Genomic DNA, 25,598 nt, shown 5'->3' with positions numbered 1-25,598 from the left:
GATGCTGACGATTAACAACCTGAGCAAGAGCTTCGGCGGCGTGCACGCTGTGCAGGACGTGAGCTTCACCGTCAAGGAAGGCAATATCCACTCCGTGATCGGGCCGAACGGCGCTGGCAAGACGACCCTGTTCAATTTGATCACCGGTGTCTATACGCCGACCAGAGGCGAGATCCTGCTCAATGGCGAGAACGTGGCCGCCATGCCGCCCGATGCGCTGGCGCGGCGCGGCATGAGCCGCACCTTCCAGAACCTGCAGGTGTGCATGAACATGACGGCCATCGACAATGTGATGGTGGGCGCGCACCTGCGCCTGAACCAGAACCTGTTCGCCTCCATGCTGCGTTTGCCGTCGGTGCGCCGTGCCGACGCGGCATGCCGCGACGAGGCGGCGGGCCTGATGGAATTCGTCGGCGTGGGCCGGCACACCGACGACGAGGCGGGACAGATGTCGTATGGCGCATTAAAACGCCTGGAAATCGCGCGCGCGCTGGCGGCCAAGCCGAAGGTGCTGCTGCTCGATGAGCCGGCGGCGGGCCTGAACCACACGGAAACGGGCGAGATCGAAGCCCTGATCCGCAAGGTGGCGCAATCGGGCGTGACGGTGGTGTTGGTCGAGCATGACATGAAACTGGTGATGAATCTGTCGGACCATATCCTGGTGCTCGACTATGGCAAGAAGCTGGCCGAAGGGACTGCCGCCGAAGTGCGCGCCAATCCCGACGTGGTGGCGGCATACCTGGGAGCGGCGGCATGATGAAGATGGAAAAACCTCAAACGCCGCTGGTGCTCGATATCGCCGGCCTGACCAGCCACTACGGCCGCATCCAGGCACTGCACGGCATCGACCTGCAGGTACGCCAGGGCCAGCTGGTGGCGCTGGTGGGCGCGAACGGCGCCGGCAAGACGACCCTGCTGCGGGCGATTTCCGGCGTGCAGCCGATCAGCGCCGGCAGCATCGCCTTCGCCGGCCAGGACGTCAGCCGCATGAGTGCCGACAAACGCGTGCGCGCCGGCATCTGCCAGGTGCCGGAAGGACGGCAAGTGTTCGGCCCCATGACGGTGGAAGACAATCTGCGCCTGGGCGCCTTTACACGCCCGGCCCAGGACGTGGCAGGCGACATGGAGCGCATGTACGGCCTGTTCCCGATCCTGAAGGAAAAGCGCCTGCTGCTGGCCGGCACGCTCTCCGGCGGACAGCAGCAGATGCTGGCCATGGCGCGCGCGCTGATGGGCCGCCCGCAACTGCTGCTGCTCGACGAGCCGAGCATGGGCCTGGCGCCCTTGCTGATAGCGGAAATCTTCCGCATCGTGGCCGAACTGCGCGACCAGGGCATCACCATCTTCCTCGTCGAGCAGAACGCGCACGCGGCCCTGTCGATCGCGGACGTCGGCTATGTGATCGAGACGGGCGCCATCACCTTGTCCGGTCCCGGTCCCGAATTGCTGCATAACGAGCAGGTACAAAGCGCGTACCTGGGTATGTAACCCGAAGGGCAAATACTGGGGGTCGGACCCTGAGGGTCCGACCCCGGCAGTGCAAGGTTTGGGGGGCAGGGAAGCGTCACCCCAATGCATGAATAGGAGAACAACATGGTCAAAGTCTACGAAATCAACGGCGTTACCCCCGTCGTCCACCCCAGCGCCTATGTGCACCCATCGGCCGTGCTGATCGGCGACGTGATCGTCGGCCCGCGCTGCTATATCGGCCCGCTGGCCTCGATCCGCGGCGATTTCGGCCGATTGATCCTGGAAGAGGGGGCGAACCTGCAGGATACCTGCGTCATGCACGGCTTTCCCGGCTGCGACACGGTGGTCGAAGTTGACGGCCATATCGGCCACGGCGCCGTGCTGCACGGCTGCCGCATCGGCCGCAACGCGCTCGTCGGCATGAACGCCGTGGTGATGGATAACGCCGTCATCGGCGAGGAATCCATCGTCGCCGCCATGAGTTTCGTCAAGGCGGGCATGATCGTCGCGCCACGCAGCATGGTGGTGGGCACGCCCGCCAAGATCATCCGCGCGCTGACCGACGATGAAATCAAATGGAAAAGCTCGGGCACGGGCCAGTACCACGAACTGGCCGTGCGCTCGATGCAGACGATGCGCGAAGTGGAAGCCTTGACGCAAGTCGAGGCGAACCGCCAGCGCCTGAATTTCGAATCCGCCTTGCCGCTGCATTTGCACAAGAACGCCGCAGCACAGTAAACCAACATAGGAGTAAAACATGGCTCACATATCCACCCTGCAAAGCCTGATCGCCGGCCGCTGGCTGGGCGAAAGCGCCGCCGTGCCCCTGCACAGCGCCTTGAACAACCGCGTCATCTATCACACGCATGCCGAGAAAATCGACTTCGACGAAGCCGTTACGTATGCGCGCAAGACGGGCGTGCCGGGCCTGATGGCGCTCGATTTCCAGCAGCGCGCCGCGCGCCTGAAGGCACTGGCCCTGTACCTGGTCGAGCGCAAGGAAGAACTGTATGCGATCTCGCACCTGTCGGGCGCCACGCGCGCCGACAGCTGGGTCGACATTGAAGGCGGCACGGGCACCCTGTTCGCCTATGCCAGCATGGGCAGCAACGAGCTGCCGTCGTCGAACGTGCTGCATGAAGGCCCGGCCATCGCGCTGGGCAAGAAGGGCGGTTTCGCCGGCACGCACATCCTGGTGCCGCGCGGCGGCCTGGCCGTGCACATCAACGCCTTCAACTTCCCCATCTGGGGTCTGCTGGAAAAATTCGCGCCAAGCTTCCTTGCGGCCATGCCCTGCATCGCCAAGCCGGCCACGGCGACGAGCTATCTGACGCAGGCCGTCGTGCGCATGATGCATGAATCGGGCCTGCTGCCGGCCGGCAGCCTGCAACTGGTGATCGGTTCCACGGGCGACTTGCTGGACCGCCTGAATGGCCAGGATTTCGTCACCTTCACGGGATCGGCCGCCACGGCCGCCAAGCTGCGCACGAATTCCAACCTGATCGCCCAGTCCGTGCCCTTCAACGGCGAAGCCGATTCGCTCAATTGCGCCATCCTGGCGCCGGACGTCACGCCCGACGACGTGGAGTTCGACCTGTTCGTCAAGGAAGTCGTGCGCGAGATGACGGGCAAGTCGGGCCAGAAGTGCACGGCGATCCGCCGCATCATCGTGCCCGAGCACCTGATGGATGCCGTCGGCACGCGCCTGCGCGAGCGTCTGGCCAAGGTGGTGGTGGGCGACCCGTCCATCGAAGGCGTGCGCATGGGCGCGCTGGCGTCGAAAGAGCAGCAAAATGACGTGGCTGAACGGGTTGCCGCCCTGTCGCAGGGTAATGAAGTGGTGTTCGGCGCGGCGGACGGATTCAATCCGCTCGGCGATGGCGCGCAGGACGGCAGTTTCTTCTCGCCGACCTTGCTGCTGTGCCGCGACGCCTTCGGCAACGATGCCGTGCATGACGTGGAAGCGTTCGGGCCTGTCAGCACGATGATGGGCTACCACGATATCGACGAGGCGCTGGCCCTGGCCGCGCGCGGCAAGGGCAGCCTGGTAAGCACCCTGGTGACGCGTGATCCGAAGATCGCCGCGCGCGTGGTGCCGCAAGTGGCGGCCACGCATGGCCGTGTGCACGTGCTCGAGCGCGTGGCTTCCGTCGATTCGACGGGCCATGGCTCTCCATTGCCGCAACTGAAGCACGGCGGTCCTGGCCGCGCAGGTGGCGGCGAGGAGTTGGGAGGCGTGCGCGCCGTGCGCCACTATCTGCAACGGGCGGCCGTGCAGGGTTCGCCGACCATGCTGGCGGCGATCACCGGTGAGTATGTGCGTGGCGCGGACGTCAATGAAAGCCCGATCCACCCGTTCCGCAAGCACTTCGAGGACCTGAAGACGGGCGACTCGCTGCTGACGCACCGCCGCACGGTCAGCGAAGCGGACATCGTCGCCTTCGGCGGCATTTCGGGCGACTTCTTCTACATGCACTTCGACGAAATCGCGGCCAGGGAGTCGCAGTTCGGCAAGCGCATCGCCCATGGCTACTTCGTGCTGTCGGCCGCTGCCGGCCTGTTCGTATCTCCGGGCGTCGGCCCCGTGCTGGCCAACTACGGCCTGGACAACCTGCGCTTCGTCGCCCCCGTCGCCATCGGCGACACCATCCGCGCGCGCCTGACGTGCAAGCGCAAGGTCGACCGCAACCGCAAGGACGTGTTTGGCGTGGGCCAGGGCGTGGTGGCGTGGGACGTGCAGGTAACCAACCAGAACGAGGAACTGGTGGCCAGCTATGACATCCTGACCCTGGTGTCGAAGCGCGAGTAAGCGTTACCGCAGCAGTGGCCAGCCCGGTGCCGCCCGCGATTTTTTGCGTGGGCGGCATTTTTTTGCACGCGGCGGACGATGGGCGCTACACCGTGTGATTCGTTTGCGGAGTGTCGGACAGCTTCAGCGTGCGCTTCGGCCTGCCTGTCTTCATGACTTTCGATTGCCGCAATGTCGGCTGTGCGGATACATGCAGCGTCAGCGCTGCGAAATGTATTCGCAGGCGCTTTTAACAGTATCGACGGCACCTGCCAGTTTAGCGGGTGACATTCGCATCACTACGCAGTTGGCGCTGGACCGTGGCAAGGCGTCCCTGGCTACGGGGCCCGATTTGACTGAATACGTGAAGGGCAAGTCCGCCGCCACCCTAAAACGCGGCGGCCGAACATGGTCTCGTGATGCTGTTTTTCGGCAGCACACAGACCACGCTCATGGTCGGCGATTCGCCTACGGGGAAGGACGATTGACGGATAATTTGAGGCCATCCTAAAATATTCAATGTTAATATTATGGAATGCTAAAAACACTACAAGCTGGGCGGGCGCTGGCGGCCATCAGTGTCGCCGCCTTTCATCTGTCGATCGCCATGGGAGTGCCGCGTTATGGTGGTGAGCCGGTTTTTTATGAATGGACGCGCCATATTGGCGGGGTGCGGTTCTTCTTTGTCCTTTCCGGTTTTATTATTCTGTTTGCCCATTACCACGAGATAGGCCAGCCGTCGGCTTGGCGGCCCTATATCTACCGGCGCTTTATTCGCCTGTATCCCATTTATTGGTTATATAACATCCCATTTTGCCTGCTGGTGGCTGCCGGCTTGGGCACTGATGCGCGCATTCCCTCTAGCTTGGGGGATTGGATAACATCATTGACCTTGATACGATTCACCTCCGCTGTACCGCCATTGACGGTGGCTTGGAGCTTGTTTCATGAAGTGGCATTTTATGCCGTGTTTTCGCTGTTGATTCTTAACCGGCGCCTGGGCGTAGCTGGATTTGCAGCGGCCGCCCTGTTCAGCATTATTTACTATAACTATCCGGCCGTAGCGCAGCGCAGCGCGGGGAATGTCTATACCGCTGCCTATAATTTGTATTTCCTGTTTGGCATGGGGGCGTTCTACCTATACCGTCGCGGCGGGCGCGGCTGGATCGAACTGGCGGCGGGAGGCGCGATATCGGCAGCCGCACTGTGGGTTGCGCCAATGCCCCATGAGCTATCATATATGGGACTGATACTGGGCTTTGCTTTCCTGCTGGCTGGCGCGGCCAAGTTGGAGACGTCACGATATCTCCGCGTGCCAGCAATCTTGGTCGCACTGGGAAACGCATCCTATACCATTTACCTGATCCACGAGCAACTCCAGGGCTTGTTGCTGAAGCTGCTGATCAAGAGCCATCTGGCGGCGCTGCTCGGGCCCCGCTGCACCTATCTGCTGGTATTGTTGGGGACCATGGGCTTGGGGTATGCCGTCTACCTGGTTATCGAGCGGCCATTGACGGCGGCTTTGCGTCGACGATTTCGGCCAATTCGCGATAGCGGGAGTGTAGCCTATGCAGTACCGTCTGCGCCGTGTACGGAGTTGCCTGCTGCTGGCACGCCCAAGGATCCGACGGCTGCGACAAAATCTGCCTGAGCGCCTGCATGAACGGCTGGGGCGCGTGTTCTCGTACCAGGCGTCCGATGCTATCGTTGGGAATCAGGCGGGACGCCTCGCCAGTATCGGTGCTGACCACCGGCACGCCACAATAAAGGGCTTCCAGGAGAACCACGGGCATGCCCTCGAAGGCCGATGACAGGCACAGGCAGTCGACGGCATTCATCCATTCTGAAATCTTCTGATGGGAACGGGGGGCAAGTATGCGAACGTTTGCCTCCAGTCCCTGCTCGCGTATAAAGCGTCGCATGTCCGATTCCAGCTCTCCCGCGCCTATCATGACCAGAATGGTGTCGTCGCGATGGCGTTTGAATTCCTGATACGCGTGCAACAATAACAGCGGATCCTTTTGACCGACAAAACGTCCCACGAACAGCAGTATTTTCTTGCCCCGATCAAACTGGTGTTGGCGGGCGAATTGCTGTTTCAGCTGCCTGCGTCCGGTGGCCGGCAACGGACGGAAGATCGTCTCATCGACCCAAGTGGGAATGAACTGGATGCAGTCGCGCATGGCCGGATAACGCTGTTGGTAATGCGCGACCGCGTCCGCTCTGACAATATAGACCTGCTTGATCCGCACGATCAAATGGCGCTCCAGCCAGAAATAGATGGCTGGGAAGCGGGACCATTTCACTTCGGATTTTGGGTTGTAATAGTCTTTCCCATGATGGCCGTGCAGGAACAGGACTTTATGGTTGGACGCCAACCAGAATATGGCGCTGGGCTCGATCCGATGAAATTCCAACAGGGCGTCGTGCAAGTCAATTTGTGCGCGATGGCGCCACAAGGCCCAGGCGAACTTGAGGGTTCGTGGTATTTTTTCGAATCGACCGACAGGGGCCTCCATGACCGGGAGGAAATGAAAGCTGCGCCCATCCAATTTCAGCCGCTGCCATTGGCCGACCGGGTGAAGCTGGATATCGACGCTGACACCGACGAAATAGATATCGAAGTCCGATGGCGCAAATTTAATCAGCGCACGAATAATGCTGCCTATGCCGCCAACATTTGGGTGGGTTGGATCATAAGGATGAAATTGAATCACGCGTATCTTGGCCATATTATTCTCCCTGGATGGCCATTACAGCAGACTGTGGCAAAGATGTAAATTTTTTTATTAAAAAGTTAATTTGTATTTATTTGCAATGTCGTCGCACCAGAGGGGGCGCGCGGGTATTCTGCGCTGGGTGCGGTGTGGTGGAGTATCGCAAATGGAGGAGGATGGCCCGCGAGCGAGCGTGGTGAGCATGCAAGGCACGCTGGCTATGCCGATCGGCGATCTGGCAAAGATGAATGAGCTGGCGCAAGTGCAATTCAAGCAGGGCATGGAACGCTGCGTGTCCAACGTGCACAATGCCTGCAATACCAGCATCGCCATGGCGTTGGCCAACGGCGACCTGTTGAGGGAGATCGCCGCCGAGGCGGCCGATCAGGCCAGCCTGCTGGCGGCACTGACGGACATGTATGCAAAACTGGGCAGTATGGAGTCCGATATCGCGTCATCGGCAGGTGGTGATCCAGGTGGTCACCACCAAGGGCGATATGGACCAGATGACGCAGCAAAACTCCGCGCTGGTGGAAGAAGCGTCGGCGGCGGCCGAATCGCTGCAGGAATACGCCATGCAGCTGGGCGCGGAGCTGGCCGTGTTCAAGCTGGCGCAGGGCGGCCTGGCGCCGATTGCCACCGTGCCAAAGGCACAGCGGCAGGCATTGGCGAGGGAGGTTTAGGCCTGCAGCCCGAACGGATCGTCGATGCTGTGCGCCGGCTGCGTGAACCAGCGCGGACCATTTTCCGTCATATAAAAATGGTCTTCGTGGCGGACGCCGAATTCGCCGGGGATGCAGATCATCGGTTCGTTCGAGAAGCACATGCCCACGTCGAGCGGCGTCGTGTCATTGCCCACCAGGTAAGGCCATTCGTGGATATCGAGGCCGATGCCATGACCCGTGCGGTGCGGCAGACCGGGCAGTTTGTAGCCGGGGCCGTAACCGTCCGCTTCCAGGGACACGCGCGCGGCGCGGTCCACGTCGCCGCAGGGCACGCCCAGACGGGCGGCCGCGAATGCGGCGGCCTGCGCGGCCTTTTCGCTATTCCACACGCTGCGCTGGCGTTCGCTGATCGCACCAAACACATAGGTACGCGTGATGTCGGAGATGTAGTTCATCACCTGGCAGCCCGTGTCGATCAGCACCGTGTCGCCCGCTTTCAAGGTTTGCACGTAATTGACGCCATGCGGGTAGGCCGTCGCCTCGCCGAACAGCACGATGCAAAAATACGAGCGGGGCGCGCCCACCTTGCGATGCGCGCGCTGGATGAATTCTTCCACCTCGACTGTCGTGACGCCTTCGTACAGCATGCTGGCCGTAGCCATGTGCACGGCCAGGGTCATGTCCATCACGCGTTGCATCAGGGCGATTTCTGCCTCGGATTTGCGGCTGCGGCAGTACGCAGTGACGGCGCGCGCGTTTTCCAGTGTGTAGCCAGGGGCCAGTGGCTTGATGCCGTCATAGATGAAGAAGGCGGCGCTTTCGCAGATGCCCACGCGCGGCGGTTGATTCGCGTCCTGGGCGATTCCCATGCGCGCCAGCACGTCGGCGAACAGCTGGTACGGGCTTTCATGCTCTTCCCAGCAATTGACACGGCCTTCGACGAGCATGAAGCCTTGCAGGGTGCTTTCCTCGAAGGCGGGCGCGATATACTCGATGGCGCCGCTGGCCGGCAGGATGGCGCCCACCATGCGTTCGCTGGCATACCATTTGGTGCCCGTGAAATAGGTGAGGTTGGCGCCCGCGTTCAGGTAGATGGCGGCGATACCCTGTTCGCGCATGAACGCTTGCGCCTTGGCGATGCGTTGCGCATGTTCGTCCTTGCCTATGGCGACCATGCCGCCCGTCATGTCCGACAGCGATGCCAATGCCTGTTCGATGGAAGTGCCACCTATGCTCATGCCTGCTCCTTTGCTCGATGCTGAATATGGAATGCGGGCATGATATCAGTTCGCGCCTTTCGGCTTGAGCCCCGGCGCGCCGCCGGCCGCATCGGGCGGGGCCAGCACGAGGTCATGCGGATAGGTGAATTGCCAGTCCGCGTAGCGCTGCTTGCGGCGCAGGCTGGCGTCTTCGTCGAGGAAGTTGTCCTGCTTGATGGGCAGCTGTGGCGACAGCGAATGGATGCCGACGATGCGTCCCTCCTGCCGCAGCAGGCCCCATTCCGCCTTGCCCGTGACGGGATCCGCATACAGGCGGCGCAGATGGCGCCGGGCGTTGGCAAAGCGTGGGTCGCGCAGCAGTTCCTGCAGGGTCAACGGGTAGCGGGGCCGCCCGTCGGCCGGCGTGCTGTCGTAGTAGCGGCCCAGCGCGTTGCGGAATTCATGGCCGATGAACAGCAGCTCGCGTTCCTTCTCGCGCCGCGCGGCCGTGGCAAATAGTTCGCTGGCCAGCACCAGACCCACGCCCATGAAGGCCACCAGCATCAGGGTCCAGATATACGCGAAGCCCCGTGTGCCGCGCCGGAAACTAGAGCTGTTCAAACGGAATGCCCTCGCGCGTCTTGCCCTTGGCGCCGCTGCGCACGTCGGCCACGCCGCCGATCTCGCCATTCGGCGAAGGGATCAATTGCCAGGTGGCGGCCGACTCTGTAACAGGGTCCAGCGGCACGCTGCGGAAGTAGTGGTGAGTGACCAGGTCGGCCAGCGCGGCCGGGTATTCTCCCTTGTCGGCATAGTATTTATCCAGGCCGCTCCTGAGCACCTGCAGGTTTTCCTTCAGCGCGACTTCCTTCGACTTTTCCACCGAGCCGAAATAGCGGGGGATGGCGATCGTCAGCAGCAGCGAGATGATGGCCAGCACCACCAGCAGTTCGATCAGGGTAAAGCCGCGGCGTATGGTCGTGGTAGGCATGGCGGTCACCATTGATTGAGCGGCACGCCGTTCAGGCCCGCCTTGGTCGAGCGCGAGGCGACGTCGAACACGTCTTCGCCTTCGCTGGGATTGTCGGGCGGCGAGGCATAGGCGCGCTTGCTCCAGCTGTCGGCCGCGCTGCCGGCTTCCCTGGGCTGGAACGGGTCGCGCGGCAGGCGGCGCAAAAAATAGATGTTCTGCTTCGAGACGCTGCGCTGGTCGGGTACGCCCTCGACCAGTTCCTCGAGCTTCTTCGGATAGCCCGAGGCGCCCAGCGACAGCTTGATGCGGCCATTGTCCGAGGCGCGCTTGTAGGCGTCGATCGCCTCGCGCATCTCGATCAGGGCATTGCGCAATTGCTGCTCCTTCGCCCGTTGCAAGGCCACCTGCGCCATCGGCACGGCCACCGTGGCCAGGGTCGCCATGATGGCCAGGGTGATCATCAGTTCGATGAAGGTAAAGCCTTTATGCTTCACTGGCCACCTTTGCTTGTCTTGTCGGCGGCGGGCGCTTCGTCGCCGCCCGTCATGGGCGAGCCGGCGCGCGGCGGGGCTTGCTCGGGCGCGGCGATTGCTTCCTGTGTGCCGCCCACGCTCGCGCGCCCGCCCACGGACGCCTCGGTGCCGGACCTGAATTCGGCCGTCACTAGGTCCGGGCGGCGGATGCTGCGCAGCAGGCGCGGCGTGATCGACAGCACGATCTCGCTGCGCATGGCGTCGTCCTTCTGACTGCCGAAAAGACGGTTCAGCACAGGCAGTTCGCCCACGCCCGGCACCTTGTTGGCCGTGCCCCGGTCTTCGTCGCTGATCAGGCCCGCCAGCACCTGCGTCTCGCCATCTTTTAAACGCAACACGGTCGACGCGCTGCGCGTGCCGATCTGGTAAGCCTGCGTGCCCGTCTTGCTGATGACTTCCTTGACGACGTTCGACACTTCCAGGTTGATCTTGATGGCTACCTCGTCGTCCAGGTAGACGTTCGGCTCCACGTCGAGTTTCAGGCCCACGTCGATGTAGTTGACGCTGTCGGAACTGACGCCGTTATTCGTCGTGACGGTAATCACCGGCACGCGGTCGCCGATGAGGATCTTCGCCTTTTCCTTGTTGCGCACGCGGATGCGCGGGTTGGCCAGGATATTGCTGTCGCTGTCCGTCTTGTTGGCGTTGACGGTGACGCCGCCGATGCCCAGATTGATATTGTCGCCATTGATGCGGTGCAGGTCCGCCACCTTCAGGCCGCCCAGGCCTCCCGTGCTGCCTGCGACGCCGGCCAGTGTCAGGCTGGCCTGCTCCGGCCAGCGTACGCCCAGTTCCATCAGGCGCGTGCGCTTGACTTCCAGCACCTCGACTTCCAGCATCACTTCCGGATCGGCCAGGTCCTGCACGTTGATGATGCGCTCGGCCATGCGCACCATTTCCGGCGTATCGCGCAGCATGATGATGCCCAGGCGTTCATCGGTGACGACGTCCTTGGCCTTGAGCAGGGTTTTGATGGAAAACGCCACTGTCTTGACGTCCGCGTTGGCAAGGAAGAAGGTGCGCACCACCAGTTGCTGGTAATCCTTCACTTTTTGTGGCGTGTTCGGGTAAATCGTGATCGACTTGTCGCTGGTGACACTTTGTTCCAGCTGGTTGGCGCCCAGCAGCATGGCAATCGCCTCTTCGATGCTGGTGTCGCGCACGGAAATGGTGGCGCGCAGGGCAGGATCGACTTCCTTGTCGAAGACGAAGTTCAGTCCTGATACCTTGCTGATGAAGTCGAACACGGAGCGCAGGGGGGCGTCGCGAAATTCGAGGGTCACGGGTTTGCGGTAGGCGGCCGCCAGCTTGCCGCCGGCCGGCCGGGCTTTCGCCTGTTCGTCACTGATGCGGCCTTTCAGGGCCAGCGCCTCGCGCTGCGCGGGCCGCTCCTGCAGCACCTGGCGCAAGGCTTCCTGCGCCTGCGCCACATTCGCTTCGCCGCCGCGCTGGTAGCTGGACTGCGCCTCCTGCACCAGCTTGTGGTGCCGCTCGTCCTGCGCCACGCCGGCCAGGCCCCGCTGCGCCACGTCGTTGCTGGCATCCAGTGCCAGCGCTTGCTGGTACAGCGCCTGCGCTTCGGGCAGCTTGCCCTGCTGGCGCAGCGCCTCGGCGCGGCCATTGAGGTTGTTCAGCGCGCGCATTTTTCCATTGGTGACGGCGATGCGGTACTTGGCATTGGTCGGTTCGGCCCGCGCCGCCTGTTCGAGCAGGGCCAGGCCCTGTTCCGTGCGGCCCGCGCCCAGCATGGCCTGACCGTCGTTGTAGGCCTGGTTGCCGGCGCAGGCGGCCAGCAGGGACAGCATCGGCAGCAGGGTGATGCCAGTACGTGGTGTGCGTCGTTTCAATTGAGGTCCCCTACGGCGAGTGTCTGTTTCTGGTTGAGCGGCAGATAGGTAAATTGCAGGGCGCCCTGCACCACGCCGTCGAAGCGGTAACGCTCCTCGAGCGTGTCGCCGGGGCGCGCCACCACGTTGCGTTCGCCCGCCTGCAGGAAGTAGGCGGCCTTGCCTTCGTCGACAAAGCGGCCAAGGAATTGAAAGGGTAGCGGCGGCGGCGCGTTCGCGTCGACGGCGGCGACAGCGCGCGTGGCCTGCGCGGCCTGCTGGTCGAGCATGATTTTTTTGGGCGTATCCGGCTGCCAGCTTTGCTTGGCGAACAGGGTGGCCGCTTCCTCGTCGTCGGGTCCCCGGCGCGGGGCGATGGCCAGTGCCCGATTGGTTTGCAAGACGGAAGTGGCAGTGGTTGCAGCGAGGAGCGCTGGTGCGACCCGCTCCACCTGGCGCGTGGTGGCCGTGGCCGGTCCCACGATGCTGCCTTCGTCCTCTGGGGCGAAGAGGGCGGCCAGCAAGGTCGCCACGGCGGCGCCTCCCAGTACGGCTTTTTTCATGGGCGCGCCTCCGCCTTCTTTACCAGCAGGATGAACTGGATGCGCGCGTCAATCTCGCCCGCCTCGATCTGCTCGCGCTTGAAGAGCACGGAGTCGAGCGTCAGGGTGGGCAGCTCCTGCAGGGCGTCGACGATAAAGGCTTGCAGCTGCACGTATTCGGCCTTTACGGGCAGGATGATCTGGTAGCGCAAAAAGGCCGTGTTGCCGTCTTCCTGCGGCTTGTAGTCCGCCTTGGCCAGGGTGACGCCGCTCTGTTGCGCCACTTCCAGCAAGGTTTTCAGCTGCTCGGGAATGCTGTCATGCGCGGGCAGGTAGGCGTGGAAGGCGGCCAGGCTGTCGGCATCCGCATCGAGGGTGACGGGGGCGGGCGGCAGCGCCGCCTGTTTCGCCATCACGGCCAGTTGCGCGCGCAATGGCTGCTGGCGTCCGGCGAGGGCATCGCCCAGCTGCACGGCGACGGCGGCCAGCGCCAGGCAGGCCGCGCCGATGGCGCTGGGCCAGCCCAGGGTACGCCACAGGCGCCGCGCTTCCCACGCCAGGCGAGGAGGCATATGCAGCTGGAGGCGTGCGCGGGTCCTGGGCGCGCCGGCTTTTAACACGGGTTTTATTGCCGCCATTGCGCCTCCAGCTGAAAACGGTAAGGGTGTGCGGGCGCGTTCGCATTCGCGTTACTGTTCATCTCGTGCTTGAGCAGATACACGGAGCTGAACATGGGCTGCTGATTCAGGAAGGCCAGGTAGTTGAGCATGTCTTGCGGGGTTTCCGCTTCGGCAGCAATTTTCAGTACGCTGGCGCCATCCTGTCCCTGCTGCGCGTTCAGGTCCAGCCCCAGCAGGGCCACGCGTACGTCGCGCGGCGCCTGTACGGTCTTGACCAGGCGCGTGACGGGCAGGTTGAGCTGGCGCACGGCGGCGGCCACCTGTTTCAGTTCGATGTCGCGTTCGCGCTGCTGGCTCGCCGAGAGGGGCGCGCGTACGGGATGCGCGGGCTGAAGCTGCGCCAGCTGCGCCTCCAGGCGCCGCGTTTCCTGTGCCTGTACCAGCCAGTACATGGCGGCCGGCAGCAGCACCAAGCCGCCCGCCAGGCACAGGGTCAGGCGCCAACCGCGGAAAGTCTGTGCCGCCCCGGGCGGCAGGAATTCCAGACGGCTCAGGCCCATGCGGCCTCCCGCATCAGGTGGGCGGCGTCGGCCACGGCAACGGGTACGAAGCGTTCGTGCAGGTTCGCCTGCGGCACGCCGCTCAGGTCGATCAAGGCCACTTGTTCGATGGCGTCGAGCTGCGGCGCGCGCAAGTTCCAGCGCCGCCACGCCCGATCCAGTTCGTCGCCCCAGGCGGCGGCGCAGGACTGGCTGTGCAGGGCCGTGATGCGCCCGCCGCTGCTTGTCGCCAGCAGCAGCCGTCCCGCTTCCACCAGGGCGAAGGCGGCGGGTTTTCCCCTGGCGATGCTGCGCCAGGCCGGTCCGGCGATCGGTTCGATGGACAGGCAGCGCCGGCCCTGCGCGGCGGCCGCATCCTGCACGCCTTGCAGCAGGGCCGCATCGATGCCGCAGGCCAGGCGCGGCGTGCCGTAAGGTGCATCGTCGGCGGCCAGGCGCCAGGCACGCGCGCCCTCGCCGTAGACGGCGCCGAACTGGCTGTGCAGGAAGCGCTGTGCGCTGGTCCGGTCGAGCAGGGCACCGCTCCATGGCACCATCAGCATGGCGCACCAGCGGCTGGCCAGGCTGACGGCCAGCGGCAGTTTTTTGCCGCCATCGTGTTCGAGCCAGCCGCGCAGGGTGGCCAGCGCCACTTCCCAGCTGGCGTCGGGATTCGCAATGGGCAGGTGAAAGGCGGTGTCGGGCAAGGGATGGCCGGCGCGGCGCAGCACGCCGTGCAGCCCGTGCGGAGCCAGGTGCAGGCACACGGTGGCGCGGGTAAGGCGTTCAATAAGTGACACGATTGAGCTCCGCTAAAGTGGTTTCGCCGCGCCGCACCAGGTCCAGGCCCGCTTCGCGCGCCAGGCGAAAACCGTTGCGCGCCGCCTCTTCCTTCATCTGGCTCAGGGGCGCGCGCGTGCAGATCATTTCGCGCATCGTATCGCTGAGCATCAGCACCTCGGCGACGGCCTTGCGGCCCTTGTAGCCGGTGCCGCGGCAGTGGCCGCAGCCCTTGCCGGCCATGAATTGCCAGTCCTGCACCTGATGCAGGGCCAGGCCGCTGTCGCGCAGCTGCTGCGCGTCGGCCAGCACCTCGGCGCTGGCGTCGACGGCGCAATGGGCGCAATTGAGGCGCAGCAGGCGCTGCGCCACGATGCCGTTCAGGGCCGCCGCAAAGCTGTAGGCATCGACGCCCATGTGCAGGAAGCGGCCGACCACGTCGAACACGTTGTTCGCATGCACGGTGGTAAACACCAGGTGGCCCGTGAGCGCGGCCTGCACGGCGATCTGCGCCGTTTCGTCGTCGCGGATTTCGCCGATCATGATCTTGTCGGGATCGTGGCGCAGGATGGAGCGCAGGCCGCGCGCGAACGTCAGTCCCTTCTTTTCGTTGACGGGGATCTGCAGCACGCGCGGCAGCCGGTATTCGACGGGGTCCTCGATGGTGACGATCTTGTCGCGTCCCGTGTTGATTTCCGTGATGGCCGCGTACAGGGTGGTGGTCTTGCCGGAACCCGTGGGACCCGTCACCAGCAGCATGCCGTGCGGCTTGGCGGCCAGGCGACGGATCTGTTCGATGGCATCCTCGTTCAGGCCCAGGCTTTCCAGGCGCAGCGCCTGCGCCGCCTCCGTCAGCGCGCGCCGGTCGAGCAGGCGCAGCACGGCATCCTCGCCAAAGATATTGGGCATGATGGAAACGCGAAAATCGATCTCCGCCCCTTTCACGCGCACCTTGAAGCGGCCATCCTGCGGGATGCGGCGCTCGGCGATGTCGAGGTCGGCCATCACCTTGATGCGCGAGATGATCTGTTCGGCCATCTGCAGCCCCTGCACCTGGCCCGCCTGCACCAGCACGCCGTCGACGCGGTACTTGATGACCAGGCTGGCCACGTCGCATTCGAGGTGGATGTCGCTGGCCTGGAATTTCAGGGCGTCGTAGATGGTGGAGTTCACCAGTTTGACCACGGGGCTGCTGTCCTCGCTGATGCGGATCAGCGAGATATCCTCGATGCTCTGGTCCAGTCCCGGCACGTCGCTGTCGTCATCCTGGTGCTGCATTACCTGCATCGCCTGCTGCACGCTTTCCTGCTGCTGCAGGTAGGCGGCCAGGTCGTCCGGATGCGCCAGCGCCACCGTGAAGGGCGTGGACAGGGCGAAGTCGGCCCACTGCAGCAGGTCCTCGCTGAAGGGATTGCCGATGACCAGCACGGGCGGCGCGTCCGGAACGCCAGGTTGCAGCAGCACGCAGTCGCGTTGGGCGCAATCGGTGTAGGGCAGCAGGGCAAAGGCGGGCAGGGCGGCCTGCAGTTCGGTCATCGTCCAGGCCGGATAGCGGAACAGGGCGGCCAGCTGGCGCAAAAAGACTTCGGGTGGCAGGGCCGCCGTTTCCTGCAGCACGGCTATTTGCGGGCGACCCTGGGCCAGTGCGCTGGCATGGGCCTGACGCAGCATGGCTGCGTCGAGCACGGTGCGTTCCTCCTCGCGCGCGTTCATGCCAGGACCTTCACGATAAGGTTCACGATAAACTCCCGGCCAGTTCAAAGATCGGCATGTACATCAGCACGACCACGCCGCCGATCACCACGCCGATGATGGTCATCAAGAGCGGCTCGAGCAGGCGCGAAGCCCAGTCCACCCAGCGGGCGAATTCCTCGTCGTGGAACTTGGCCGAGCGTTCCAGCATGTCGCCCAGGCGGCCCGTGTTTTCTCCCACCTTCAGCAGCGATTGCGCCACGGGCGTGGCCATGCCGGCCTGTTCCAGCGCGCTGGAAAACGGCATGCCTTCCTGCACCGCGCGGCGCGCCTGCGCCAGCTGCTCCTGCTGCGCCGGCAGCAGCATGGGCGCCACCATGGCCAGCGCCTTGTGCAGCGGGATACCCGCGTGCAGCAGCAGGCTCAGGGCCCGGTAGAAGCGGGCCAGGCGAAATTCGGCCGCCTTGTCCGCCAGCACGGGCAGGCGCAGCAGGCGCAGCACCAGCGCCTGACGCGCGCCGGCATTGGTGATGCCAAAGACCACGGCGGCCACCACGGCGGCCAGCGCGCTGGCGCACAGCAGCGGATGGGCCGCCAGGGTCTGGCCAAAGCCCAGCAGCATTTGCGACATCCAGGGAATCTCGCGGCCCGAGCTTTCATACACGACGCTGAACTTCGGCACCACGTAGCCGAGCAGGAACAGGGTCACCAGTCCGCCGACGACGAGCAGCATGCACGGGTAGATGGCGGCGGAGATGAGTTTTTTGCGGATGGCGTCGAACTGCAGCTGGTAGGCGACAAAGCGCGCCAGCGCCTCGGGCAGGTTGCCTGAGCGTTCGGCCGCGTGCACGGTGGCGATGTAAATGTCGGGGAAGATGTCGGGGAAATCGGCCAGGGTGTCGGAAAAGCTTTGTCCCTGCTGCAGCGTCAGCACGATGGCGGCCAGGGTGCTCTTCGCGCCGGTGCGCGTTTCCTTGTTGTGCAGGGTGGCCATGGCCTCGCCCAGGTTCAGACCCGCTTCTAGGAGGGCCAGCAGCTCCTGGCTGAATTGCAGCAGGTTCAGGCCCTGCTTGCCGGGACGGGCTGCGGCGCCTGCATTCCCGATGGCGCCGTCGTCCACGGCCAGTACGCGCCAGCCGCCGCGCACGGCCGCGCGGATGGCCTCGGCCTCGCTGGCGGCGTCGACGGAAAGTGCCTGGCTGCCCGCCGGGCCCTGCACCTGGAGGTGGAACTGCATCGTCGGCTCAGCTGAGCATGGCGACAGGAGCGGACATGGACAGGCTGCTATGGAGGAAGGCGCGTGCGGTCAAAGTAGGCATCGGTCGGGAACAATCCAAAAAAAGTTCAAGTCGTCGCGGGTACCGGCAGAAAACAAGCAGCAAGCAAAAAGCAGTTGCCTCAGGGTAGACTGGAATTGCAAGAAAATCAATCGTGTTGTGTGACGTGTGCGTGCAGAAAGCCGGCCAGGCCAGTCTGCACGCACTTACCTGCTTACTGGGTGACCAGGCTGACCTTGTCGATCACGAACGAGGTTTGCAGCGATGCATCCTCGGTGGCGGCAAACGAGATCTGCACCGTCTGGCCCTTGTAGGCGATCAGGTCAAACGTACGGATCTGGTAGCCGGCCGCCTTGTTCACGTTCGAGTACGTGGCCAGGGTACCCAGCACGGTGCCGGTGCTGTTCTTCACGGTGACGACCAGCTTGTCGTACACGGTATTGCCCGTTTCCGCCGTGTCGATATGCAGCGCGAAGCTCAAACTGGCCGAGGTGGCGGCTGCCGGAATGGCTACGCTTTGCGTCAGCGATTCACTGGCCGTGGCGCCATTGCCACCCAGCCAGGCGTACTTCGTGCCTTCGTACGCGACTTGTCCAGCAAACGTGCCGATGGCGCCCGTGGTGCCGCTCCAGCCGGTGGCGCCGGACTCGAAGCCGCCGTTCGTCACGCGTTCGGTGGCGCTGCTGGTGCCGACCGTCAGGGTGGCGTTGTTCGACGTGGCCGTCACGGCAGGCGACGAGGAATCCGTCACCGAGGCCTTGAAGACGGCGCCATTGTCCGCCGCCTGCGCCGTGAAGCTGTAGGCGGGCGACGTGGCGCCGCTGATCACGGCACCGTTGCGGTACCAGGTGTAGGTGTACGGCGCCGTGCCGCCGCCCGCGCCCACGGCGAACGAGGCGGTGGCGCCCGGTGCGACGCTGATGCTGGCCGGCTGGCTGGTGATGCTCACCGCGCCGCCCGTCGTCGATTCATCGACGTCGGTGCCAACGTTGATTGCCGCATATGCGCGCTTGACGGCGATCGATTCTGCGCTGCCCACGCCGTACAGTTCCTCAGCTGCCTGCAGCACCTTGTTGCGCGCGTCGGCGTAGTTGGTCGACGAGGTGAACTTGGTGGTGGCGGCCTTGAACCAGATACGGTAAGCCTTGTCGCTGCCGATACCAGTCATGGCCAGCGGGCTCTTGTTCAGGTAGGAGCTGTAGTAGTCGCTGCTCGAGGTGGAGTTCGAGCCTTGCGACAGGAAGTAGAACATGCGGTTGTTCGGGCCGCTGCTGTAGTGGACGTCGAGGTTCTTGATGCTGCTGCTCCACGCATTCGGGCTGCTGCCATCCTTGCTCGGCTTGTACAGCCAGCGCAGCGGCTGGCCATTCTTGGCGATTTCCTTGCCCGTCATCCAATCGTTGCCTGTGTTGGGAATCGTGGTGCCCGTGCCGCCGGCGCGCGCATACGCTTCCACCATTTCGCCGGCGATGTCCGAGCTCGATTCGTTCAAGCCGCCCGATTCCTGCGAGTAGATAAGACCAGAAGTGGCATCCGTGATGCCATGGCCCATTTCATGGCCGATGACGTCGATCGAGCCGAGGTTGTTGAACGCGCTGCCGCCGTCGCCGATGTACATGCATTTGCAGCTGCTGTCGTAGTAGGCGTTGTCGTAGGCCGTGTTGACGTGGGCGGCGATGTGGGTGGCCGTGTTGTTGCCGTCCAGGCTGGACCAGCCCAGCACGTTCTTGTGCGTGTCGTAGGTGTTCATCAGTCCCCACATCGCATTGACGGCCGCTGTCTGGCCGTTGGCGTTGGTGGTGCTGCCACCGCTGATGTACTGCTGGCCATCGCCCCAGGTGTTGCTGGTGTTGCTGTACACGCTGCCCGAGGTGGTGCCGTGGTTGGCGTTCGTGATGGCCATGCCGCCGAAGCTGCCGCCCGTGCCGCGGCTGGGGTCCTTCATGGTGTAGGTGCTGCCCGTGAGCGTGGTATTGAGCGGCACCTGGCCGTTGTACTGGCTGTTGCCGATGCCGGCCACGGTTTTCAGGGCTTTCCACTGGCGCAGGATGCGGCCATCCCTGGCGCTCACGATGGTGTCGTAGTAGACCGGCTTGCTGCCGCTGATCATGCGCGTCTGCACCAGATAGGCCAGCTCGTAGTGGTCGACCACGTCCTGCACGTCGAGAGCATTCAGCGCGGCTTCCGATTTGTTTTCGGCGCCGGCCACGCGTACGGTTTTCATGACGGGGTAGATCAGCAGCTGCGCATGGGGCGGTACATGGTCGACGGCCGGCACGCCGATGCTTTTCACGGCAGCGGCGATGGCGGCGGCGCCGCTGATGGCCGGCGCGGTGTCGATATCGGTGGTGGCGCTGCGGGTGACGGAATTGACGCCGCCGCTGCCCAGGCCCGATGCGCGGTCCGACACGGATTCGCTGACGATGTCGCCGGCGCTGTTGCTGACCACCACCGTCTCGGAACCGAAGACAGGCAGGCCCTTATAGGTGTGCTGTACGCGGCTCACGCGCGTGCCGCTGACGCCCGGATGCTGGGCGCCGACGGCGAAGCCGTGTTCGGTATTGAGGCCGCGGCTGCGCGCCTGTGCTCCCAGCTTGTTGACCAGGCTGGCGTTCTCTTGTGGAGAGGCCTGGGTGACCGGAGCGGCCATCAGGGTTTGTGGCAGCGGCGTGGCGGCATCGGCCGTCGTGGCCATCAGCGGCAGGGCGGCGATGGATGCGGCAACTATCGTCAAACGTAAATTCATTTCTGCTCCATGGTATCGGTTAAGGAAATGGTGAATGAGCTGGCCGCAATGTCTGATGGCCACCCCGGCTTGCCTGGCGGCGGGCGCATGGCCTGCCGTTTTTTTTCTGGCATGACGCCGGGTAGGGGGACACTAAACTTGTCGAGATCGCCATGTCAAAAAATTTAAGAAATGGGTCACTAGGCGAATTTTTGTTAAAAATTGAACATTTATTGACAATGCATCGTAGGAAAGTTTGATTTGTCGCAAGCTGCAAATTTTGTTTTGGACTACTTCTCTCAATGGTGTGTTCTGTTGGAAAAACACTGTTGCATTTTTTAAATATTGCGATCTACACTAGGTCTTCGCGTGGTTCCCAGCGGATCACGCGCAGACAAAAAAGCGCACGCGGCAATGACCGCGTCCAGATACGGCGCATCGGGAAAAAATCGGGAGTTTCACATGACATCAGTTCTGTTTTCTGCTGTTGGTTTCAGCCATTTTCCCTCTGGAGCGGCATTAATGCTGCATCCACCGTCCTAGCCGTCACTACCTTGGTTCTTCCCCCGTAAGGGGATTTTTCAACGAGTCCGACCGCGTCGTCCGGCGTGGCCGCTGGCGCAGTGCATCCTCTTTTTCAGGAAGGGTTGCCGGCTCCTGGTGCGTGCACCGGCATCACCGGCCCTATGAACTATGCTTTCGATAGCGACCAAAGTGGAACAGATCGTGATGGAATCGGCGTTTCTCAGCGAGGGATTGGGCCGGGGTTTGCTCAACCTGTCGGAGCTGGCGCGCCAGCTGCAACCGCAATTGCAGACCGACCTATGGAAACCGGTGGGCCAGGCTGCCGTGGTGATGGCGCTGCGTCGCCTGGCCGAGCGGATGCCGCAGCAGAAAGGTGGCGAGATCGTGCTGGCGCACCGCGCAGGAGAACTGAGCACGCGCAGTGAGCTGATGGTTTTTACCTATCGCTATTCCGACCAGACATATGCCTGCCAGCGCCAGTTGCTGGCGCTGGCCGCGCCCCAGCGTGGCACTTTCATCACGGTGACGCGGGGCGTCAACGAGGTGATGGTGATCTGCAGCCGCAGCCTGCACGCGCTGGTGGAGGAGGTCTTCGGCGCGGAGCAGGAGCTGGCGCGCCTGGAACGGGTGACGGCCGTGACCCTGCACCTGGCCCCCGAGACCTGCTATACGCCGGGCGTGTATCACGCCATCCTCAAGCGCCTGGCCTGGGACCGCATTAATCTGATTAACATCTTCTGCACCTACACGGAGCTGACGCTGCTGCTGGAAGCGTCGCAGACGGGGGCGGCGTTTTCCGCACTGTCGAAAATCGTCGCGCAATGAAAAACGCCCCGCTGCATCGCTGCGGCGGGGCGCTGGAGGGACGCAGCCTGCTTATTTTTCCAGTTGCGTGCGTACGCGGGCGATCGCCGCGCGCACCTGGCGTGGCGCGGTGCCGCCCACGTGGTCGCGTGCGGCAACGGAACCTTCCAGGGTCAGCACTTCAAACACATCTTCGCCCGTCAATGGGGAGAAGGCGCGCAGCTGTTCCAAAGACAGGTCGGCCAGGTCGCAGCCGGCGTCGACACAGGCGCGCACGGCCAGGGCCACCGCTTCATGGGCATCACGGAACGGCAAGCCTTTCTTGACCAGATAGTCGGCCAGGTCGGTCGCCGTGGCATAGCCCTGCAGGGCGGCCGCGCGCATGGCTTCGGGCTTGACGGTGATACCGCCGGCCATGTCGGCGAAGATGCGCAGCGTGTCGATGACGGTATCGACGGTGTCGAACAGCGGTTCCTTGTCTTCCTGGTTGTCCTTGTTGTAGGCCAGCGGCTGGCCTTTCATCAGGGTCAACAGGCCGGTCAGGTGGCCGTAGACGCGGCCCGTCTTGCCGCGGGCAAGCTCCGGCACGTCCGGGTTTTTCTTTTGCGGCATGATCGACGAGCCGGTGCAGAAGCGGTCGGCGATGTCGATGAAGCCGATGCGCGGGCTCATCCAGATCACCAGTTCTTCGGCCATGCGCGACACGTGCATCATCAGCACGGCGGCAGCGGCGCAGAATTCGATGGCGAAATCGCGGTCCGAGACGGCGTCGAGCGAGTTGTGGCAGACGTCGTCAAAGCCCAGCGTTTTTGCCACGCGCAGGCGGTCGATGGGGAAGGTGGTGCCGGCCAGGGCAGCGGCGCCCAGCGGCAGGCGGTTGACGCGCTTGCGGCAGTCGGCCATGCGCTCGGCGTCGCGGCCGAACATCTCGACATACGCCAGCATGTGGTGGCCGAAGGTGATCGGCTGGGCCACCTGCATGTGGGTAAAGCCCGGCATGATGGTGTCGGCATGCTGTTCGGCCAGGTCCGTCAGCGCGCTGCGGAAGGTCGCCAGCAGGGCGGTGATGTCGTCGATGGCGGCACGCACGTACAGGCGGATGTCGGTGGCTACCTGGTCGTTGCGCGAACGGCCCGTGTGCAGGCGCTTGCCCGCATCGCCTACCAGTTCGGTCAGGCGCTTTTCGATATTCAGGTGGACATCTTCCAGGTCCAGCAGCCATTCGAACTGGCCGGCGGCGATCTCCTGCGAAATTTGCGCCATGCCGCGCTGGATTTCGGCGTAGTCGGCCGGGCTGATGATGGCCTGCGCATGCAGCATTTCCGCATGGGCCAGCGAGCCTTCGATGTCGAACAGCGCCAGGCGCTTGTCAAAAAATACAGAAGCTGTGTAGCGCTTGACGAGGTCCGAGACCGGTTCGGAAAACCGGGCCGACCAGGCTTCGCCCTTTTTGGAGAATTGATCAGTCATGAAAGAAGTCCTTTAGTGTAGGGCGATTATAAACAAGGTTGGCCGGCGGTAGGGCTTTTCGGGGCTTGCAGGGCGCGTAAATGGCCAGGAATGGGGCTGGCAAGCCTCAAATGCCACGGCGTGGGCAGCTTGTGCGTTCCATCCGCGCTTTTTGTATTCTGTCCCCAAAATCGTGCGTTTGGTCGCAATCCGATGGCGCTTCAGGGGGGATCGGCCTACAGTTCAATCATCGCAGCACACAACCAGCCACTCAAAGGACACCATCATGAACATCGCCAAAAACATGGAAGCCATCTTCGTTGCCATCATCGCCGTCGCTGCCGCCACCAGCCTGGCCACCGCCGCCGTGCCGAAGTTCCGCGCCGCGCCCGCCCCCATCGTCGCCAGCGCCGATCAAGCCACCATGCACACCGTGTACGTCAGCGCCAAGCGCTTGAGCGCCGAAGAAAAAGCTGCGCTGTAATGCAGGCAGTACGAAAAACATTCGCAGCAAACAGCAACACCGCATCACGGACAGGCAGAACGGGCGGCGCCCCCGGTTCTATCCGGCCCTGGTGACAGCCGCAGCAAAAAGGCAGATGATCGAGTTTTCAACGATAGCAGGGCCTGCGCGATGTCAGATTTGATGATCAGCACCGACAAGGCGGAACTCGACGTTCCAGCCATCCACCAATTTCTCAGCACGCAATCGACATGGGCCATCGGCATCCCGCTGGCTACCGTACAGCGCGCGATCGACCATTCTCTCTGCTTTGGCGGCACGCTGGACGGCCGTCAGGTGGCGTTCGCCCGCGTGGTGACCGATTACGCCACGTTTGCCTATCTGGTCGACGTGTATGTGCTGGACGAATACCGCGGCCGTGGCTACGGCCAGCGCCTGATGGCGGCCGTGATGACCCATCCCGGCTTGCAGGGCCTGCGCCGTTTCATGCTGGCCACCAGCACGGCGCATGGCCTGTATGCGCGCTTCGGTTTTACGGCACCGCTCAAGCCGGAGACGCTGATGGAGCGGTATGTGCCGGGCATCTACCAGCGTTGATGGCCTGCGCCCATAGGCTGGCGCTCACTGCCAGTGCATCAGGCAGGGGGGAATCAGCAGCAGCAGCGCCAGCACCAGGTAAATCAGCTGCAGCGGGATCATCCACTTGGCCCAGGTAATCCAGGGCACGCGTGCCAGCGCCAGCACGCCGACAGTGATGCCGGAGGTGGGGATCATCGGCGTGGTGAATTCACCGAACTGGAAGGCCAGGATCGCCGTCTGCCGCGTCACGCCCACCAGGTCGGCCAGCGGCGCCATGATGGGCATGGTGAGAGCCGCCTGGCCGCTGCCCGAATGGATGAAGAAGTTGATCACCGACTGCATGAAGAACATTTTTTGCGCGGCGAAGACGGGACTCGACGAGGCCACCAGGGGCGTGAGCGCATGCAGGATGGTGTCGATGATCTGTGCGTCGCGCGCCAGGATCATGGTGCCGCGCGCCAGCGCGATGACCAGCGCCACGCTGACCATGTCGCGTGCGCCCTGTACAAAAGAGGCGACCAGGCTGTCCATGTCGAGCCGGCCGACCAGGCCGACGATGATGGCCATCACCAGGAACAGGGCGGCGATTTCATCGATGAACCAGTCGTACTTGACGACGCCGACGACCATCATCAGCAGGGTGGCCATGAAAATCCACAGCACGGCGCGGTGCGTGCGCGTCATGCCGGCAAAGCTGTCCAGGTCCATCGAGTGCTCGTTGCGCTTTTCGATGTCGAGCAGGTAGGTCGGGCTTTTTTCCGGATGGCGCTTGATGCGCGCCGCGTACCACATCAAGAACACGATGCTGACCGCCGTGGCGATGGCCCATACGATCAGGCGGTAGCCGATGCCGGAAAAGATCGGCACGCCGGCGATGCCCTGCGCGATGCCGACGTTGAACGGATTTAAAAAGGCGGCGGAAAAGCCCACCTGCGAGCCGATGAAGGGAATCGACACGCCGGTGATGGTGTCGTAGCCCAGGGCCAGGGCTAGCGGCACGAAGATCAGGATGAAGGGAATGGCTTCCTCGTTCATGCCGAAAGTGGCGCCGCCCAGAGAAAACATGGTGAAAAAGACGGGAATGATGGCGGCGCGCACGAAGCGCGAACTGGTGTGCGCCTTGGCGATGGCCTTGATCAGCGAGTCGAAGGCCTCCGTCTTTTGCAGCACGGCGAAGGCGCCGCCGACGATCAGCACGAAGCCGATGATCAGGCTGGCGTCGACGAAGCCCTTGATGGGCGCCATCATCAGGGCGGCCAGGCCCTGCGGCTTGTTGTCGACGTAATGAAACGTGCCGGGGATGATCAACTGCTTGCCGTTCACCAGCTGGGTGTCGAATTTCCCGCCCGGCACCAGCCAGGTCGCCAGGGCGATCATGGCCAGGATGCCGCACAGCAGGACAAAGGTATTGGGGAGCTTGAATTTTCTCATG

At 63.4% G+C, this 25,598-nt stretch carries 23 protein-coding genes and 1 pseudogene; 9 read left to right on the top strand and 15 right to left on the bottom strand.

All coding sequences use genetic code 11. The annotated features are described in order from the left end of the window. Position 1: 1 nt before the first annotated feature. The 5 genes and pseudogenes from AC07VI_RS04370 to AC07VI_RS04350 form a co-directional block, all read left to right on the top strand. Positions 2–757, top strand: coding sequence for an ABC transporter ATP-binding protein (locus AC07VI_RS04370; protein WP_492995839.1), 756 nt, complete (start codon positions 2–4; stop codon positions 755–757). Beyond that, on the top strand, positions 757–1,488 hold the full coding sequence (locus AC07VI_RS04365) for an ABC transporter ATP-binding protein (RefSeq protein ID WP_070291038.1): 732 nt from the start codon (positions 757–759) through the stop codon (positions 1,486–1,488). The genes AC07VI_RS04370 and AC07VI_RS04365 overlap by 1 nt, the downstream gene beginning before the upstream one ends. A gap of 105 nt (positions 1,489–1,593) precedes the next feature. Next, entirely contained in the window at positions 1,594–2,208 is a 615-nt protein-coding gene (gene paaY, locus AC07VI_RS04360) for a phenylacetic acid degradation protein PaaY (protein WP_046684302.1), read from the top strand. A 19-nt stretch (positions 2,209–2,227) separates the two neighbouring features. After that, a complete protein-coding gene (gene paaZ, locus AC07VI_RS04355; RefSeq protein ID WP_086143678.1) occupies positions 2,228–4,279 on the top strand; it encodes a phenylacetic acid degradation bifunctional protein PaaZ in 2,052 nt (683 codons plus the stop codon). A 514-nt stretch (positions 4,280–4,793) separates the two neighbouring features. Beyond that, a pseudogene (locus AC07VI_RS04350) lies at positions 4,794–5,738 on the top strand (acyltransferase family protein); the annotation flags it as partial. 16 nt (positions 5,739–5,754) lie between these two features. On the opposite strand, the gene AC07VI_RS04345 reads toward AC07VI_RS04350, so the two are convergent. Continuing rightward, positions 5,755–6,990 carry a glycosyltransferase gene (locus AC07VI_RS04345; RefSeq protein ID WP_086143680.1) on the bottom strand — a complete coding sequence of 412 codons (1,236 nt, stop codon included), beginning with the start codon at positions 6,988–6,990 and terminating at the stop codon, positions 5,755–5,757. Positions 6,991–7,394: 404 nt separating this feature from the next. Here AC07VI_RS04345 and AC07VI_RS04340 point away from each other — a divergent pair, with 404 nt between their 5' ends. Next, positions 7,395–7,658: a hypothetical protein gene (locus tag AC07VI_RS04340; RefSeq protein ID WP_139842364.1), complete on the top strand. Its 264-nt coding sequence runs from the start codon at positions 7,395–7,397 to the stop codon at positions 7,656–7,658. Here AC07VI_RS04340 and AC07VI_RS04335 read toward each other — a convergent pair. The 12 genes from AC07VI_RS04335 to AC07VI_RS04280 all read right to left on the bottom strand — a co-directional run bounded on the left by AC07VI_RS04335 (position 7,655) and on the right by AC07VI_RS04280 (position 20,367). Next, positions 7,655–8,878 (bottom strand): M24 family metallopeptidase, encoded by a 1,224-nt coding sequence (locus AC07VI_RS04335; protein WP_086143682.1) that lies wholly within the window; start codon positions 8,876–8,878, stop codon positions 7,655–7,657. The two genes, AC07VI_RS04340 and AC07VI_RS04335, sit on opposite strands and share 4 nt — an antisense overlap. A gap of 45 nt (positions 8,879–8,923) precedes the next feature. After that, a complete protein-coding gene (locus tag AC07VI_RS04330) occupies positions 8,924–9,460 on the bottom strand; it encodes a type II secretion system protein (protein WP_492995835.1) in 537 nt (178 codons plus the stop codon). Then, positions 9,447–9,830 (bottom strand): type IV pilin protein, encoded by a 384-nt coding sequence (locus AC07VI_RS04325; protein WP_492995833.1) that lies wholly within the window; start codon positions 9,828–9,830, stop codon positions 9,447–9,449. The genes AC07VI_RS04330 and AC07VI_RS04325 overlap by 14 nt, the downstream gene beginning before the upstream one ends. A 5-nt stretch (positions 9,831–9,835) precedes the next feature. Then, positions 9,836–10,306, bottom strand: a complete 471-nt coding sequence (locus tag AC07VI_RS04320) for a type II secretion system protein (protein ID WP_301178795.1) — start codon at positions 10,304–10,306, stop codon at positions 9,836–9,838. After that, complete coding sequence (locus tag AC07VI_RS04315) at positions 10,303–12,192, bottom strand: secretin GspD/PilQ domain-containing protein (protein ID WP_226935436.1); 1,890 nt, start codon at positions 12,190–12,192, stop codon at positions 10,303–10,305. The genes AC07VI_RS04320 and AC07VI_RS04315 overlap by 4 nt, the downstream gene beginning before the upstream one ends. Next, on the bottom strand, positions 12,189–12,734 hold the full coding sequence (locus AC07VI_RS04310) for a hypothetical protein (RefSeq protein ID WP_492995831.1): 546 nt from the start codon (positions 12,732–12,734) through the stop codon (positions 12,189–12,191). Before AC07VI_RS04310 ends, AC07VI_RS04315 begins: the two co-directional genes overlap by 4 nt. Continuing rightward, positions 12,731–13,285, bottom strand: coding sequence for a hypothetical protein (locus tag AC07VI_RS04305; protein ID WP_492995829.1), 555 nt, complete (start codon positions 13,283–13,285; stop codon positions 12,731–12,733). Before AC07VI_RS04305 ends, AC07VI_RS04310 begins: the two co-directional genes overlap by 4 nt. Before the next feature lie 53 nt (positions 13,286–13,338). Beyond that, the gene (locus AC07VI_RS04300) at positions 13,339–13,893 is read right to left on the bottom strand and encodes a hypothetical protein (protein WP_086143688.1); all 555 of its coding nucleotides are present in this window, start codon (positions 13,891–13,893) and stop codon (positions 13,339–13,341) included. Beyond that, positions 13,884–14,672: a hypothetical protein gene (locus AC07VI_RS04295; RefSeq protein WP_492995826.1), complete on the bottom strand. Its 789-nt coding sequence runs from the start codon at positions 14,670–14,672 to the stop codon at positions 13,884–13,886. The genes AC07VI_RS04300 and AC07VI_RS04295 overlap by 10 nt, the downstream gene beginning before the upstream one ends. Then, positions 14,659–16,365 carry a GspE/PulE family protein gene (locus AC07VI_RS04290; RefSeq protein ID WP_492995825.1) on the bottom strand — a complete coding sequence of 569 codons (1,707 nt, stop codon included), beginning with the start codon at positions 16,363–16,365 and terminating at the stop codon, positions 14,659–14,661. Before AC07VI_RS04290 ends, AC07VI_RS04295 begins: the two co-directional genes overlap by 14 nt. 22 nt (positions 16,366–16,387) lie before the next feature. Continuing rightward, positions 16,388–17,581: a type II secretion system F family protein gene (locus tag AC07VI_RS04285; RefSeq protein WP_492995823.1), complete on the bottom strand. Its 1,194-nt coding sequence runs from the start codon at positions 17,579–17,581 to the stop codon at positions 16,388–16,390. 254 nt (positions 17,582–17,835) lie between these two features. After that, positions 17,836–20,367: a M4 family metallopeptidase gene (locus tag AC07VI_RS04280; protein ID WP_086143692.1), complete on the bottom strand. Its 2,532-nt coding sequence runs from the start codon at positions 20,365–20,367 to the stop codon at positions 17,836–17,838. A gap of 693 nt (positions 20,368–21,060) precedes the next feature. Here AC07VI_RS04280 and AC07VI_RS04275 point away from each other — a divergent pair. Beyond that, complete coding sequence (locus AC07VI_RS04275) at positions 21,061–21,696, top strand: hypothetical protein (RefSeq protein WP_319017123.1); 636 nt, start codon at positions 21,061–21,063, stop codon at positions 21,694–21,696. A 51-nt stretch (positions 21,697–21,747) separates the two neighbouring features. Here AC07VI_RS04275 and argH read toward each other — a convergent pair whose 3' ends face one another. Then, complete coding sequence (argH, locus tag AC07VI_RS04270) at positions 21,748–23,145, bottom strand: argininosuccinate lyase (protein ID WP_086143694.1); 1,398 nt, start codon at positions 23,143–23,145, stop codon at positions 21,748–21,750. Positions 23,146–23,410: 265 nt separating this feature from the next. On the opposite strand from argH, the gene AC07VI_RS04265 reads away from it, so the two are divergent. Together AC07VI_RS04265 and AC07VI_RS04260 are read left to right on the top strand one after the other, a co-directional pair. After that, the gene (locus tag AC07VI_RS04265) at positions 23,411–23,608 is read left to right on the top strand and encodes a hypothetical protein (protein WP_076566245.1); all 198 of its coding nucleotides are present in this window, start codon (positions 23,411–23,413) and stop codon (positions 23,606–23,608) included. A gap of 162 nt (positions 23,609–23,770) precedes the next feature. After that, positions 23,771–24,184 carry a GNAT family N-acetyltransferase gene (locus AC07VI_RS04260; RefSeq protein ID WP_253251886.1) on the top strand — a complete coding sequence of 138 codons (414 nt, stop codon included), beginning with the start codon at positions 23,771–23,773 and terminating at the stop codon, positions 24,182–24,184. Between the two features lie 24 nt (positions 24,185–24,208). On the opposite strand, the gene AC07VI_RS04255 is transcribed toward AC07VI_RS04260, so the two are convergent. Beyond that, positions 24,209–25,597, bottom strand: coding sequence for a YfcC family protein (locus AC07VI_RS04255; RefSeq protein WP_492995819.1), 1,389 nt, complete (start codon positions 25,595–25,597; stop codon positions 24,209–24,211). Position 25,598: the final 1 nt, after the last annotated feature.

This window comes from Janthinobacterium sp. GW821-FHT03A03 (assembly GCF_059421435.1).
Note: the sequence above shows the minus strand (reverse complement) of the source record. Positions and strands in the feature narration are given on the sequence as shown.

What these genes read in the sequence shown, in the direction of transcription:
- AC07VI_RS04305 (WP_492995829.1), bottom strand. Translation starts at nt 13,285, where the DNA reads ATGCCTCCTCGCCTGGCGTGGGAAGCGCGGCGCCTGTGGCGTACCCTG.
- AC07VI_RS04345 (WP_086143680.1), bottom strand. Translation starts at nt 6,990, where the DNA reads ATGGCCAAGATACGCGTGATTCAATTTCATCCTTATGATCCAACCCAC.
- AC07VI_RS04290 (WP_492995825.1), bottom strand. Translation starts at nt 16,365, where the DNA reads ATGAACGCGCGCGAGGAGGAACGCACCGTGCTCGACGCAGCCATGCTG.
- AC07VI_RS04265 (WP_076566245.1), top strand. Translation starts at nt 23,411, where the DNA reads ATGAACATCGCCAAAAACATGGAAGCCATCTTCGTTGCCATCATCGCC.
- AC07VI_RS04280 (WP_086143692.1), bottom strand. Translation starts at nt 20,367, where the DNA reads ATGAATTTACGTTTGACGATAGTTGCCGCATCCATCGCCGCCCTGCCG.
- AC07VI_RS04335 (WP_086143682.1), bottom strand. Translation starts at nt 8,878, where the DNA reads ATGAGCATAGGTGGCACTTCCATCGAACAGGCATTGGCATCGCTGTCG.
- AC07VI_RS04300 (WP_086143688.1), bottom strand. Translation starts at nt 13,893, where the DNA reads ATGGGCCTGAGCCGTCTGGAATTCCTGCCGCCCGGGGCGGCACAGACT.
- AC07VI_RS04370 (WP_492995839.1), top strand. Translation starts at nt 2, where the DNA reads ATGCTGACGATTAACAACCTGAGCAAGAGCTTCGGCGGCGTGCACGCT.
- AC07VI_RS04365 (WP_070291038.1), top strand. Translation starts at nt 757, where the DNA reads ATGAAGATGGAAAAACCTCAAACGCCGCTGGTGCTCGATATCGCCGGC.
- paaZ (WP_086143678.1), top strand. Translation starts at nt 2,228, where the DNA reads ATGGCTCACATATCCACCCTGCAAAGCCTGATCGCCGGCCGCTGGCTG.
- AC07VI_RS04260 (WP_253251886.1), top strand. Translation starts at nt 23,771, where the DNA reads ATGATCAGCACCGACAAGGCGGAACTCGACGTTCCAGCCATCCACCAA.
- paaY (WP_046684302.1), top strand. Translation starts at nt 1,594, where the DNA reads ATGGTCAAAGTCTACGAAATCAACGGCGTTACCCCCGTCGTCCACCCC.
- AC07VI_RS04325 (WP_492995833.1), bottom strand. Translation starts at nt 9,830, where the DNA reads ATGCCTACCACGACCATACGCCGCGGCTTTACCCTGATCGAACTGCTG.
- argH (WP_086143694.1), bottom strand. Translation starts at nt 23,145, where the DNA reads ATGACTGATCAATTCTCCAAAAAGGGCGAAGCCTGGTCGGCCCGGTTT.
- AC07VI_RS04310 (WP_492995831.1), bottom strand. Translation starts at nt 12,734, where the DNA reads ATGAAAAAAGCCGTACTGGGAGGCGCCGCCGTGGCGACCTTGCTGGCC.
- AC07VI_RS04340 (WP_139842364.1), top strand. Translation starts at nt 7,395, where the DNA reads ATGCAAAACTGGGCAGTATGGAGTCCGATATCGCGTCATCGGCAGGTG.
- AC07VI_RS04285 (WP_492995823.1), bottom strand. Translation starts at nt 17,581, where the DNA reads ATGCAGTTCCACCTCCAGGTGCAGGGCCCGGCGGGCAGCCAGGCACTT.
- AC07VI_RS04255 (WP_492995819.1), bottom strand. Translation starts at nt 25,597, where the DNA reads ATGAGAAAATTCAAGCTCCCCAATACCTTTGTCCTGCTGTGCGGCATC.